The organism is Paenibacillus sp. BGI2013 (assembly GCF_002843485.1).
Classification (GTDB): domain Bacteria; phylum Bacillota; class Bacilli; order Paenibacillales; family Paenibacillaceae; genus Paenibacillus; species Paenibacillus amylolyticus.
In genome coordinates this window covers 409,723-422,980 of the sequence record NZ_PJFA01000003.1, presented here as the reverse complement: position 1 = coordinate 422,980, position 13,258 = coordinate 409,723, and the positions used below count along the sequence as shown (strand labels likewise).

The window sequence follows — 13,258 nt, the reverse complement described above, 5'->3', positions numbered from 1 at the left end:
GAAAAGTCAAAAAAGAGTCACTTGCGATCGTCCCTTCTGTCTCGGTCCTCTTCGGCTCAGAGCAGAATCCAACAACTCACTTAAACGTATTTCATTCTTGCACTGCGGTCTGCTTGTATAAAACACATCAAAGCAGAACAAAGGTTACTGTTACGGGAGTGCAATTCGGTCTGCATTTGCCGATATCGCCTCACGAACACAGTATACCAAAGTTCTGCTCAAACTTCACGTCTTATGTTCATTTTACCAGTGGAAATTCGACAAATTGTTTATGATTTCCAGGAAATCTCACCAGAGATGATTAGTGTATGTTCTCCATCGTGCTTCTCCACGATAAGTGCACCAGAAGGGTCAAGACCAATTGCCTTCCCTTCAATGACACCATGAGGATTCGTCACTGTAATCTCTCGATTCATCGATACGGACAGGGCCTCCCATAGAGCTGAGATTACGCCAAATCCTTCTTTTTGATACAAAAAATACAACTGTTCAAGCTCCGTCAAAATGGCAGCCGTTAGTTTGGTGCGATCAACGGATTGACCCGTCTCCATCTTGAGCGAAGTAGCGATTGTGGTCAGATCTTCCGGATAATCCTCGGGATCAAAGTTCACGTCAACGCCTATACCTGCGATACAGTATCTGACTTCATGATCTTCTACCGTAGATTCAAGCAATATGCCACATACCTTGCGTCCGTCAATCAACACATCATTTGGCCATTTGATGCCCGCATCAGCTCCTGAACAAGCTCGAACGGCACGACATACAGCCACTCCTGTTAATAAAGTTAGCTGCGGCGTATGCTGAAGTGGTAGATCAGGGCGTAACAGGACACTCATCCAGATTCCTTTACCCGGAGGAGAGAACCACTGTCGACCGAAACGTCCTCTTCCTCCTGTTTGTTCTTCCGCAATGACCACAGCGCCTTCTGCCTGCCCTTGCTCAGCTAGCTTGAGAACATCCCCTTGCGTAGACAGGGTCGAAGCCAACAAAACAGCCTTACGGCCAAATACGGTTGTATCCAGGGCCAATTGGAGGCCAGTAGCGTCAATGCTATCCGGCTTCGTTAACAGACGGTATCCTTTGCGGGATACCGCTTCAAACTCATAACCCATGTCTCGCAACTTGTTCACATGTTTCCACACAGCGGTCCGACTGATGGACAGATTACGGCTGATCTCTTCACCCGATACGAATCGTCCTTCTGCATTTAATAACATATGTAACAGATCTTCATGTTTGGTCATCTTGAACCACCCGCTTCACTTCTGCACTTAGTGCTTCATGCTGATTCGCTATCGTTCCAATCGCCGTTTCTCGTAACAAATGTTTCATTAGTTGCCCCAGCCAAGGCCCGCCTTTGCGCTGCACCATTTGTAACACTTGTTCCCCTGTAATATCCAACTCTTTCAAGTCATGCACAGGGATCGATTGACTCCATTCGGCTGCAAGCTCTTGTACTAATACAACCTGCATTTCTGCCGGTTCGGACTGATTCCGCCATTCTGCTGGCAGTGCAGACTGTATTCGAAGCCAATCATCCGCCGCCTGAACGCCACAAGCCAGAACAGTAACGATCCAATCGGAACGGAGACTGACCGTATCCTTCGGCTCCTGAACGGAAGTATGAATCAACTGTTCCACCTGAAGGACCCCTGTTATACGAGAACGATGTTCATTGGAGAATGTCCACTGACGTAATAATACATCTGCTTCATCCTTGCTATAACCGCCAGCAATCAGGATGAGTGACCAACGAAGCAACACATGCTGACCTGACAATTGTTCCAAATTGGATAACAACATCTTGTTAAATCGGGTCGAGCTTACCGGCGCTTTGATATGCGCAAGGGAATCACTTCTGTATAACAGCTCCAACCCTCTTAAAGGATGCGGTCCAGACATCATTTTTACCATCTCGGTACGTACCCGTTCCATTGCTATATGTTGAAGCAGGTCTTTCTGCCTTACAAGACCCTTCCACGTGTTATGGGCAATTTTGAAATCAAATACGGAAGCAAACCGGACACAGCGGAGCATCCGCAGTGCATCTTCACCAAATCGTTCCATCGCAGAACCCACACATCTGACTCGCTCTTCCTTGATATCTGCCTGTCCACCGAACGGATCAACGATTGTCCCAGTGACGTCCATAGCCAGAGCGTTCATCGTGAAGTCGCGCCGCTGTAAGTCTTCCTTGATATCCTGAACAAATTGAACCGCAGCAGGTCTGCGATTATCCTGATATTCGGATTCTGTTCGAAATGTGGTCACTTCAAAGTAATAACCGCCTGAACGAACGGTAACCGTACCGTGTTGTAAACCTGTAGGAATACAATCGTCAAACAGTTCCATGACTTGCTCAGGAGAAGCAGATGTCGTGATATCCATATCGTCCACAACACGTTCCAGCAATTCGTCACGAACGCAACCACCTACCCAATATGCCTTGTAGCCATGTTTGTTTAATGTTGTGAGTACATTCTCACTCTGCATTGCCATTTCACGATCTACCTGTGTCCATTGAACCACCACATATCACCTCTTCTCTTGCCTGTTGTGGTATGCACAGTATGATTTCGTCAAAGAAATGATTAACCGCAAACCGGCTTCAGATTCGGAACTTCCCTTCCCAACACCCGGTAATATATCTGTTCATATTCATGCCGAATAGCATCATTGCAAAAGTCGTGATGCGCGCGCTGAAGACATGCTTCCCTGAACTCAGCAGCCAAACGATCGTCCGTCAATAAACGGATGGTGTTCTCGGCCATGGATTGTGTATCCCCAATCGCGGATAAATACCCCGTCTTACCATGTAAGACCAGTTCCGGAATTCCTCCGGCCTGTGAACCGATTGTGGGTACGCCACAAGCCATTGCTTCGAGCGCCACAAGTCCGAAACTTTCCTTCTCCGATGGAAGCATCAACACGTCTGCCATGGAAATGACCTGAGCAATGTCATCCTGTTTGCCAAGGAAATGAACTTTATCATTCAAGCCGAGATCATTAATCTTCCATTGCATCTTCGGCAAATCAGGTCCTTCACCAACAAATAACAGTTTGGCAGGAACCTGCTCCTGTACCTGACGGAAGACCTCTACCACATCCTGAGTTCTTTTCACCGGTCGGAAATTGGAGATGTGCATTAATATTTTTTCGTCAGGCGTAGCAAAGTCTCTTCGCAGACTGGCAGCATCCCGCGGATAATATATTCGTTTGTCAATAAAATTATAGGTTAGATCGATTGGACGCTGAATATCCAGCAATTCGACCGTTTCTCGAATCAAATCTTGTGATACGGCAGTAACCGCGTCACTTTCATTAATGGCTAGACGGATCAGATCCTTCAGAGATTCATCCTGAGCCAGAACCGTAATATCCGTTCCGTGTAACGTGGTAACCACTTTAAGGCCGTCCCCTACCATTTGTTTCGCAAGAAAGGCACATACTGCGTGGGGCACGGCATAATGAACATGCAGCAGATCCAGCTGCTGTGACTTAGCCACCTGAGCCATCTTTGTTGCCAGTGACAGGTCATACGGAGGGTAACGGAAAACATAATAATCATTTACTTCAACTTCATGATAAAAAATATTTTTCTGGAACGTACCCAGTCTGAACGGGATACTGTTGGCAATAAAATGAACCTGATGCCCCTGTTCGGCAAGTAATTTGCCCAGCTCCGTTGCGACAACGCCAGACCCGCCGAGGGACGGATAACAGGTGATGCCGATTTTTAGCTTTTTATCCATCCTGTGGACGCTCCTTTGATCTCCCGCTTCATGCAGGTTGATATAATGCAATGGAATAATGAAACCCTTCGTTTCATTAAACGTAAAATGTGAAATCGTTTATTGGGCACCCGGGCCAAATTGATGAACCACGTAAGGTGTAATTGTAGCAAAACCTTCTGCAAACGGGATGAGACTGCGTTGTCCGAGCAAGGAATCACGGGCTCTTACACGTTCAATATACCCTTGATTCAATGGCGTCGAGACCGCTCCGTCTCCCAGTTCGAATTGGGAACGATAAGAGAGCAATGATGTTTCTTTTTGCTCATAGTGTTCCGTAATATCAACAATCAAATCCGTAGGCCCGATGTCATTAATAAAGTAAAAATAAAGTTCCTTCACCTGCACGGCAGGCATGTCCGGCATGTAGTTGCGAAGCTTGGCGTTAAATACAGCCTCCTGTACAAGCTTACTGCAATTGACATGATCCGGATGACGATCTTCCCAATACGGAGCAAACACCATCCGAGGGGCATGACGCCGTATCTCAGCCGTCACCTCCTGTACATGTTCAGGCGTAAGATATAAGCCACGATCAGGAAGCCCCAGATTCGTTCGACACGAAAGACCGAGGACGCGGGAGGCTTGCTCCGCTTCCTCGGTTCTGCGCTCTACTGTTCCGTTGGAAGACATCTCAGCACGAGTCAGATCACACACGCCTACTTTCAAGCCGGCAGCGGTATGTTTGGCAATCGTTCCACCCATACCAATCTCCGCGTCGTCTGCATGTGCTCCAAAGATGAGAATATCCAGACTCATTCGGAATCACCTGAATTCAATCCAGCCTCCGGCTTGTACTTATGTACCAGCTCTCTCCAGGCAAAATCGCCACGATCCAGAGCCTTAACCAGAATCTCAGCGGTTGCGATATTGGTGGCAAGTGGAATTCCCTGCACATCACAAAGACGTAGCAACGCATTAATATCCGGCTCGTGAGGTTGTGCCATCAATGGATCGCGCAAGAAAATAATCAGATCCATCTCATTTTGCGCAACCAAAGCTCCAATCTGTTGATCTCCGCCCAATGGGCCTGATTCGAATCGATGAATCTTCAGAGACGTTCCTTCCATAATACGAAGGCCTGTTGTTCCTGTAGAATATAATTGATGGTCCGTAAAAACAGGCTCATATGCCGTCACGAAGTTAACCATCTCTTCTTTTTTACGATCATGGGCGATAAATGCTATTTTCAACATGACAATCTCCTTTAGTCGATAAAGTGGTCAAATCCGTAGATCATTCCTGTATACTCCATAACCTTTTGCACACCAATCTTAACACCAGGCATATAACCTGCGCGCTCGTAGGAGTCATGCCGAATTTTGAGTGACTGTCCATAGTCTCCGAAAACAACTTCCTGCTGCGCGAATACACCAGGCAATCGTACACTGTGAATTCGGAAGCCATTGTAATACCCGCCGCGTGATCCTTCAATCGTTTCTTCCTCATTCGGATTACCTTGACGAAGTTCTTCCCGATTGGCAGCAATCAGTTCCGCTGTTTTGATCGCAGTTCCTGAAGGAGCATCCAGCTTCTGATCTCCGTGATATTCGATGATCTCCACATTTGGCATATGTTTGGCAGCCTGTGCTGCGAATCGCATCATCAAAATGGCACCAATCGAGAAGTTAGGGGCAATAAGCCCTCCAATTCCTTTGTCCTGGCACTGCTTGTCCAACTGTTCGATCTGCTCCGGCGTGAAGCCAGTAACACCCATGACAGGTCTGACTCCATGACGGATCGCGATCTCAGTATGTGCAAACGCAAATTGTGGTACTGTAAAATCAACCATAACCTGAGGTTTTGTTTCGGCAAAAGCCATTTCGATATCATCAGTCACCAGCACCCCACACTCTGGCAAACCAACAAGGGTTCCTGCATCCGTGCCTGCTCCGGAGCGGTTGACAGCCGCTGCAAGCTCCAATTCCGGGTCCTGAAGTACCAATTTCACAACTTCACGGCCCATACGGCCAGCCGCTCCGATCACGGCAACTCTGATTACTTCACTCATATTGACTGCATCTCCTCGCTATGTTGGATCATATCGTTGAATCCATTTCTACTCAAAAGAAATCTTTGCAAAATGAATTCTTATTGAATGGATTTCATACGTTGCTTGATTTCCTGTAACATCTGATGCAGTTGCCCATTCTGCGGGTCCAGCAAAATTGCCTCACGCAGCGCCTGAATTGCATAGTCAAATTCATTTAAATCACTATAAGCCAGCGCAAGCATAACATGAGCTTCCACTGAGAGCGGATCAAGTTTGACTGCTTCTTGCAGAAGCGTAGACGCTTCCACATAGCGCTCCTGTGTTGCAATACCCGCCTGCTCCAACAGCAACTTCGCTCTGGAGGTCAATTGTTTTGCTTCCAACGTCTGCAGATGTAAAATATACTCTTCGGTTCCTGGCGACAATTCAACCGACTTGCGCGCATATTCAAGCGCTGGAACCAGATGTTTGCTGCGGGCGTGTGTAATGGAACAGCGATAATATAACTCCGCATGTTTTGGATGAGCATGAATGGCTGACTCGAACCAACGAATCGCCTGCTCAAAATCATTTTGCAATATACAGCGGTAAGCCTGCTGCATATATTCTTCCGGTTTCATCATTAAGCTGACCCTCCCCGATCGGGTGATGGTACAGCATATGTAATCTACGCCTAATCGGTGTTTTTGGGAGTCCACCGATTGGCATCGCGGGTGTTAAATTTATGCATGACTTTGTCGTGCGCCTCAGCCAGATCAATTCCCAGTGAGTTCGCAAAACAAATCGTGATAAATAAAATATCTCCAAGCTCAAGTGCAATGGAATTGGCTGCTTCGGAAGATTTCTTCGGCTTCTCGCCGAATTCATGATTCACTTCCCTGGCGAGCTCCCCAACCTCTTCAGACATCCGGGCCAACATGGCCAGAGGACTGAAATACCCCTCCTTGAACTGGGAGATATACTGATCAACCTCACGTTGCATTTCTGCGATGCTTTTCTCCATGAGAACGGATTCTCCTTTGAAATGATGTCGTATTTGTTCCTAATAATATCAGTTATTTAGATTCACTTCCACCATCATCAGCGACAAATCATTTTTAAAGAATCAATAAACAGGTATACTAGATGGGAATGATTGCTTCTTCATTCTAATTTATCTACAGCGAGGGATCTTATGAGCACTGCCAAAGCCTGGATACAAGTTAAACTGGTTCTTCCCATCGTGCTGGGTACAGCCTTATATGCCTTTGGGCTCCTCTATTTCATTATCCCCAACCAGCTTATGGAAGGTGGCCTCACTGGGGTTACGGTGCTGATCAATTACGCTTTTGGCATCTCACCTTCACTTACAACCTTGATTCTGAATGTTCCCCTCTTTCTGATCGGGCTCAAAATTTTGGGCGGTAGACAGATGATCTATACGGGTATCGGAATCGGGGCACTGACCGTTTTTCTATGGTTGTTTGAGAAGTTGATTCACCTGGGCTGGATTGAACCATTACATACCGAGAATGACCTCCTGCTCGCAGCCCTATATGCAGGTGTCACCCTTGGAGCCGGCCTTGGCATTGTATTCCGTTGGGGCGGAACGACGGGCGGTTCAGACATCATTGCCCGTATTCTCAACCGCAAGTATGGATGGAGCATGGGCCGAGTATTACTGGGCATCGACTTTGTCATTATCGGGCTCTCTCTCATCTACATCCCCAAAGAAAAAATTCTGTATACGCTTGTAGCTGTATTCATCGCCTCCAAAGTCATCGACTTTATTCAGGAAGGTGCATATTCTGCCCGGGCATTTATGATCATTAGTGACCATGCACCCGAGATTGCGGATCAGATCACACGGGATATGGATCGTGGCGTTACTCTCATTCCAGCCATTGGCGCGTACTCTAAACAGGCCAAACACATGGCCTACTGCGTGATCTCCAGGCAAGAGTTCAGGCGATTGCAGACCATTGTACGTTCCATTGACCCGAGAGCTTTTGTCATCATCAGCGATGTTCACGATGTACATGGCGAAGGTTTCAAAGAAAGCTGATATAACACAGAAACTACAAGAAAACCTCTTTTACATGAAGAGCCGTTAGCGTGGCTATTCATGCGGAAAGAGGTCTTTTTTTTATATACCACTTATAGATCAGGATCAAGTTCATATCCGATTAGCGCCGAAAAGGAAAAATCCCCTGCTGCTGCGCACGATATTTACGATATCCGGCGTAACTTAACGTCGCCACAATGACTGAACTAATGAGCAGCCCGGCTGCCCTGCGATCGGGACCCTGTACAAACGGTACAAAGGCACTCTCGTCCTTCTCGCGACCAAACAACTTGTTCACCAGTTCCTCCCCATGGCCAACCATGCTCTTTAATTGAGCCAGATCAGGTTGCTTGGCAGCGGTAAGCCCTTTGGTATGAGATAACCAGGCGTCTATCTGAGCAATTTCATACGGTTCACGGCGAATCAGTGCGGCAGGACGAATCGTCTCATAATGCTCCTCCAGAACGGTGTAGCGGTTTGCCAGTACGGCCGCAGTTTGCCCTTGATTTGTAGCAGCGGATAAAGCGTCCAGATCGTTTTTCACGATTTTATAATATTGAAGCCATAAAGGCTTGGTTGGATTCGCGAGACTATCTGCTGCAAGTCTGAGCTTGGCTGAGGACTGCTGAAGAGAAGCATCGTCATTTTTCACCTTCACAACGGCTTGTTTCACTTCAACTATGGTTTCGGACAAGGCGTGAATGCCCTCGACTGTTGTTTGTCCCTCAAAGGAGATATGCTCCAGACTTTTACTGATACGCAGAATGCTTCCGCGCACTTCTTCAATATTATTCTCGAGCGCCTGACGATACAATATGGCTGCTTCCTCATTCAGTTGTGCAATTGAACTGCTTGTGGACACTTGCTGATTTGAATTCGAATTCAATGCTTCACTTTGCGCGGATACACGATATGCTAAGTTCGTCCACAGCATTAGAGCCATGAACGATACCACCAGTAAGCCAGTTTTGATCCCAAACGTTCTCTTCATGGACATCCCTCCCACCACCAATGTATGGCGGGGGACAGTTCATTAGAACAAGCTCAAGATCGGATATCAGGTTCGTTTCGCCTGTCTTAAGGCCAGCCACGCGCACAGAATGCTTACCAGTGTCAGTCCGAATGTGAAATTACGCACACCATCTACATGATCATAGAGTGATGCGGGTAACCAAGGGTAAATATCATATGTATAATCCATCGTATCGTTCAACAGCGTCCAGAGACCTGCAACGACAAGGGAAGTCCAGCGGAAGCCGAAAAAGCGTACAAAAATTAGAGCTTCTATGGCCATCGCACTATGCGAAGCAATCAACATCCAGTCTTGCCAGTGCTGTGTACCACCTTGCATCCAGCCAGCGAAAATAATGGATACGGCCCACACGCCATATTTCACAGATGTAACCACGGCAAGCGCCTGAATCACATGTCCGATCCGTTTGATAATGATGGACCGCGGTGGGTACAACACCCATAACAACGCTAAAGTAAAAAACAAACTCGCTGTTGGACTATCCGGCACAAATACGATCTGCCAAACCGGCTGCTCAGCCAGCGTCAATTTCATTTGCTCTCCGTACCAGATGTATCCGTATACCGTTCCTACCGCATTACACCAAAATAATAGCCACAGGAAATAACGATTGGTTAGAAATTCCCTACTCCAGAAATACGATAAAGCCACATTCCCTGCCCCTTCCTTCATCAATATTGTGCACGATACAGTGCTGTCCAAAAAAAAACACTTCAAAAAAACCTGACCGCATAAACGATCAGGTTTCATTGGTTATTTCGATTTTACTGTTCTGCTTTCTGTTTCGCAAGCCATTCGGTCAGATGAGTGATCTCTTCATCCGTGACACCTTGAGCGAGGGCGTTATTGTACTGAGGAGGCATCTGGTTATAACCATCTTTAATGATGGTCAGAATCTCTTCCTGGCTGTGCTTGTCACCCACACCCCGAAGTGAAGGTCCACTTGCGCCCTTCATATCAGCCGCATGGCAGCCAATACAACCGGCCTTCTTGTACGTTTCCATTGCAGGATCATCCTGTTCCACGATCGCAACTTCTTCTTGCTGTCCAGGTGCATTGGAAACGGGTGGGAGTCCCTGTTCACGCCTCTCCAGCGCTTCTTCTTCACGTTGAATGTGTTCAGGTTTCTGTCCACTTGCTTCCAACTCATGCTCGTAGTGCGTCCACGCTACATTTGTCAGGTAGAATACAGAAATGACCGACAAAATCATCAGTGATGAAGCAATTGGGCGTTTGTAGAAACGCCGCTCCTTGCCTGTGTCCAGGAATGGTGCCAGCAGCAAAGCTCCAAAAGCGACTCCGCTGACCCCCAGTACCCCGAGCAGAACGTAATCGCCCGATGCGTATGGATACTTTAAGTACTGATACAGAAAAAGGAAGTACCAGTCCGGCATAGGAATTACGGATGCGCTCGGATTGGCCGGATAGCCTAAAGGTGCAGGTTCTGAGATCGTGAGAACCAGAATCCCCACCAATACAACGACACCAACCATCCATTCTTTCAGCAGGAAGTTGGGGATAAAGGCTTCTGATTTGCCGGGATACGCCGTGTAATCAGGAGGGGTAATGAAACCCGCCCCTTTACGGACCCGTGAATCACCGACAAAGATAACCTTTTCCTCATCATCCTTCTTATGTCCGTGAGCCATTGCGATTCCTCCCTTCTCAGTTTATAGTGGTCCCGAAATGCCCTGTCTGCGGATCATGATAAAGTGTCCGACCAGAAGCACCAGAAGCACAGCGGGGAGGAAGAATACGTGCAGGGCAAAGAATCGGGTTAGTGTCTGTGCACCAACAATCGTACCGCCTTGCAGGAATTCTTTAATAATCGGTCCCAGCCAAGGAACCGTATTGGCAATCTCCAGTGTTACTTTTGTTGCAAAATAGGCTTTGTTATCCCATGGCAACAAGTACCCTGTCAGCCCCAGGCCCAACATGACGAAAAAGATCAGCATGCCGACAACCCAGTTCATTTCACGCGGTGCCTTGTAAGAGCCTGTAAAGAACACACGCATCGTATGTAAGAACATCATTACGATAACCAGACTGGCTCCCCAGTGGTGCATGCCGCGAACAATTTGGCCGAAGGCTACTTTGGTCTGCAGGTACTCCACACTTGCGTAGGCATTGATAATATCAGGTACATAATACATGGTCAGGAACATGCCTGACAGAATCTGAATAACAGTAATAAAGAACGTCAATCCACCAAAGCAGTACACGAATGCGGAAAAGTGATGAGCCGGATTTACATGCTCTGGAACTTCATGATCCGCAACGTCCCGCCAGATTGGCGTGATGTCAAGACGCTCGTCAATCCAGTCATAGACATTTTTAAACATCTGCGTTCACGCCTCCTAATTCACTCGGGTGTTCGGAACAATGTCGCCCAGATATACCCAACCCTGCTCTTCCTTGACTACGTACTCATCCAGCGGTTTGGGGGCTACGGCAAGATTCTTCCCTTCCTTGTCATAGTGCGCGCCATGGCAGGGGCAATGATACTCGTCAGGGTACTGCTTGTCACTATTCCAGCCTACTGTACATCCCAGATGTTTACAGATAGGTGAGAGTGCATAAATTTTACCCTGCTCGTCTTTGCGAATCCACGCCACTAACGATGCATTACTCAGATACCAACCATCCTGTTGTTTAAGTTCAAAGGTGAATTCTTGAGGCTCATTCGTAATTTTGCTGATTTCAGCTACTTTGACAGAGGTGCCTTCTCCCTTATGTTGCAAAATCGGGTCCACCGCAAAACGGACCATAGGAAGGATTGCACCGGCGGCCATGTAGGCTGTAGCTCCACCAAGCGTGTACGTCAAAAACTGCCTGCGTGACATCTCCATGCGGCTTGGCAATTTCAATGAAGCTTCGTGGTGGTCATGCTCACTGCTCATACTGTCTCCAACCCCCTTTTTCAGCCAACTCTCTCAAACGTTTTCATTTTCATAAATTCCACGACTTACTAGAACATACATAATCATATAGTAGCCCTAGAACACCGTCAAGAATTTGTCACACATTTTTAAGGTTCAATTGTAAGCGTTATTAAAAAATTGTTGTAAAATTGTCACATTTGTCGCTAAAAACTATTTTTTCCACAACTCTCGTATCTTTTCCCCTACAAATCTCGCAATCCCTTCTTCTCCAACCTCATGAGTTAAGACGGACCGACTCAAAACCAGGTCAGCAGCTGGAATTTCCACGCCATGCAAATGACCATCTGATGACATAATAACCACATATTTGAATCCTGAAGATTTAAGCTGTGCGGACAAGGAATTTAATGTCATTGACAATTCCGAATTAGAATAATGAAAGGCTGGATAAGTCATGATTCTCCCTTTGAAAGGAATTTCGACCAGATCCAGAAAATCTCTCAGCCGCTCCAACGCCTCGGTAGCTTCAACTGGCGACTGCTCACCGCTAAGAGCTGTGTATGGAATAAGGCATGTATCCAGATAGAGTTGCAGTTCAGCCCAGCTGTCTTGAGTCATCTCACTGAATTTCAATTCCCTATATCCCCTCTCTATCCATTTTATTCCCATATTATATATGACTATATCTTATAAATCCAGACATTCATTTCGGAATTAAACATATTAAAAAAAGGAAACACGCATCTGCGCATTCCCTTTTATCTCAGAAAGGAACTATTTTGCTAATCAGTTTATGGTCCTCAGTTCATCCGTCAGACTCCGGAAAGCTACTTCGTCTCCGGTAGCTAACGCTTTATCGATTTCCAAATAGAGCTTCTCGCTGCGCTGTTTGCGAAGCGCTTCGTCCCAAACCATCTCAGCTGCCAGCCCCAACATGACTTCATACGTAACTTTCATTTTATCCAATAGGATGCACCTCCAAAACGGATTTAAGAGCTCCTATATTCTTTTCCTTTGGTAACATAACCCAGTGAAGTTCTGGACATCCGCTCCAGATCGGCATCAGTCAGCTCACGTATCACTTTGGCAGGTGTCCCCAAAGCAAGAGTATAGGGCGGAATTTTACTATTCTCAGTAACAACAGAACCGGCTCCAATCAGCGTATATTCGCCAATATCGGCTCCATTCAGCAGAATGGCTCCCATGCCGATTAATGATCCTGTTCCAATACAACAACCATGAATGATCGCTGTATGTCCTACTGAGACATCATCTCCCACGATCAAAGGTTGATCAGTATTGACATGCCCGACAACGTTATCTTGAATATTACAGCGCTTTCCAATGATAATAGGAGCCAAATCAGCCCGAAGGACTGCATTGAACCAGACGGAAGACTCTTCTCCCATTCTCAAATCACCGATCAGTTTTGCACCTTCAGCCATATATACCGAAGGGTGTAACTGAGGTTGTAGACCTTTGTATGGAATTATCATTATTATCACTCCTTAA

Annotated in this window: 17 protein-coding genes; 1 reads left to right on the top strand and 16 read right to left on the bottom strand. The window is 46.7% G+C overall.

Annotated features, from left to right (window positions below):
- Positions 1-269: 269 nt before the first annotated feature.
- From CXK86_RS09330 to CXK86_RS09295, 8 genes are all read right to left on the bottom strand, one after another.
- On the bottom strand, positions 270-1,247 hold the full coding sequence (locus CXK86_RS09330; protein WP_047843547.1) for a biotin--[acetyl-CoA-carboxylase] ligase: 978 nt from the start codon (positions 1,245-1,247) through the stop codon (positions 270-272).
- On the bottom strand, positions 1,234-2,532 hold the full coding sequence (locus CXK86_RS09325; RefSeq protein WP_036672006.1) for a CCA tRNA nucleotidyltransferase: 1,299 nt from the start codon (positions 2,530-2,532) through the stop codon (positions 1,234-1,236). The genes CXK86_RS09330 and CXK86_RS09325 overlap by 14 nt, the downstream gene beginning before the upstream one ends.
- 62 nt (positions 2,533-2,594) lie before the next feature.
- Positions 2,595-3,755 carry an N-acetyl-alpha-D-glucosaminyl L-malate synthase BshA gene (gene bshA, locus CXK86_RS09320; protein WP_036672009.1) on the bottom strand — a complete coding sequence of 387 codons (1,161 nt, stop codon included), beginning with the start codon at positions 3,753-3,755 and terminating at the stop codon, positions 2,595-2,597.
- Between the two features lie 99 nt (positions 3,756-3,854).
- Positions 3,855-4,553, bottom strand: a complete 699-nt coding sequence (gene bshB1 / locus CXK86_RS09315) for a bacillithiol biosynthesis deacetylase BshB1 (protein ID WP_076250012.1) — start codon at positions 4,551-4,553, stop codon at positions 3,855-3,857.
- On the bottom strand, positions 4,550-4,990 hold the full coding sequence (gene mgsA / locus CXK86_RS09310) for a methylglyoxal synthase (protein WP_017687735.1): 441 nt from the start codon (positions 4,988-4,990) through the stop codon (positions 4,550-4,552). The genes bshB1 and mgsA overlap by 4 nt, the downstream gene beginning before the upstream one ends.
- A gap of 11 nt (positions 4,991-5,001) precedes the next feature.
- Complete coding sequence (dapB, locus tag CXK86_RS09305) at positions 5,002-5,805, bottom strand: 4-hydroxy-tetrahydrodipicolinate reductase (protein WP_036607633.1); 804 nt, start codon at positions 5,803-5,805, stop codon at positions 5,002-5,004.
- Between the two features lie 80 nt (positions 5,806-5,885).
- Positions 5,886-6,410 carry a tetratricopeptide repeat protein gene (locus CXK86_RS09300; RefSeq protein WP_017687733.1) on the bottom strand — a complete coding sequence of 175 codons (525 nt, stop codon included), beginning with the start codon at positions 6,408-6,410 and terminating at the stop codon, positions 5,886-5,888.
- A 50-nt stretch (positions 6,411-6,460) separates the two neighbouring features.
- The gene (locus tag CXK86_RS09295; RefSeq protein ID WP_076250011.1) at positions 6,461-6,790 is read right to left on the bottom strand and encodes a nucleotide pyrophosphohydrolase; all 330 of its coding nucleotides are present in this window, start codon (positions 6,788-6,790) and stop codon (positions 6,461-6,463) included.
- A gap of 171 nt (positions 6,791-6,961) precedes the next feature.
- On the opposite strand from CXK86_RS09295, the gene CXK86_RS09290 reads away from it, so the two are divergent.
- A complete protein-coding gene (locus CXK86_RS09290; protein WP_076250010.1) occupies positions 6,962-7,831 on the top strand; it encodes a YitT family protein in 870 nt (289 codons plus the stop codon).
- Positions 7,832-7,952: 121 nt separating this feature from the next.
- Here the strand turns inward: CXK86_RS09290 and CXK86_RS09285 are convergent, their stop codons facing one another.
- The 8 genes from CXK86_RS09285 to CXK86_RS09250 all read right to left on the bottom strand — a co-directional run bounded on the left by CXK86_RS09285 (position 7,953) and on the right by CXK86_RS09250 (position 13,242).
- The gene (locus CXK86_RS09285; protein WP_076250009.1) at positions 7,953-8,822 is read right to left on the bottom strand and encodes a sporulation protein YpjB; all 870 of its coding nucleotides are present in this window, start codon (positions 8,820-8,822) and stop codon (positions 7,953-7,955) included.
- A 66-nt stretch (positions 8,823-8,888) separates the two neighbouring features.
- Positions 8,889-9,515: a DUF1405 domain-containing protein gene (locus CXK86_RS09280; protein WP_036607641.1), complete on the bottom strand. Its 627-nt coding sequence runs from the start codon at positions 9,513-9,515 to the stop codon at positions 8,889-8,891.
- Between the two features lie 113 nt (positions 9,516-9,628).
- Positions 9,629-10,513, bottom strand: coding sequence for a menaquinol-cytochrome c reductase cytochrome b/c subunit (locus CXK86_RS09275; protein WP_076250008.1), 885 nt, complete (start codon positions 10,511-10,513; stop codon positions 9,629-9,631).
- A gap of 21 nt (positions 10,514-10,534) precedes the next feature.
- On the bottom strand, positions 10,535-11,206 hold the full coding sequence (qcrB, locus tag CXK86_RS09270; RefSeq protein ID WP_017687726.1) for a menaquinol-cytochrome c reductase cytochrome b subunit: 672 nt from the start codon (positions 11,204-11,206) through the stop codon (positions 10,535-10,537).
- A gap of 15 nt (positions 11,207-11,221) precedes the next feature.
- Positions 11,222-11,764 carry a QcrA and Rieske domain-containing protein gene (locus CXK86_RS09265; RefSeq protein WP_017687725.1) on the bottom strand — a complete coding sequence of 181 codons (543 nt, stop codon included), beginning with the start codon at positions 11,762-11,764 and terminating at the stop codon, positions 11,222-11,224.
- A gap of 192 nt (positions 11,765-11,956) precedes the next feature.
- Complete coding sequence (locus CXK86_RS09260; protein ID WP_076250007.1) at positions 11,957-12,379, bottom strand: DUF2487 family protein; 423 nt, start codon at positions 12,377-12,379, stop codon at positions 11,957-11,959.
- Between the two features lie 153 nt (positions 12,380-12,532).
- Positions 12,533-12,712, bottom strand: a complete 180-nt coding sequence (locus CXK86_RS09255) for an IDEAL domain-containing protein (RefSeq protein WP_017687723.1) — start codon at positions 12,710-12,712, stop codon at positions 12,533-12,535.
- A gap of 23 nt (positions 12,713-12,735) precedes the next feature.
- Positions 12,736-13,242 carry a gamma carbonic anhydrase family protein gene (locus tag CXK86_RS09250; RefSeq protein ID WP_036607653.1) on the bottom strand — a complete coding sequence of 169 codons (507 nt, stop codon included), beginning with the start codon at positions 13,240-13,242 and terminating at the stop codon, positions 12,736-12,738.
- Positions 13,243-13,258 lie beyond the last annotated feature (16 nt).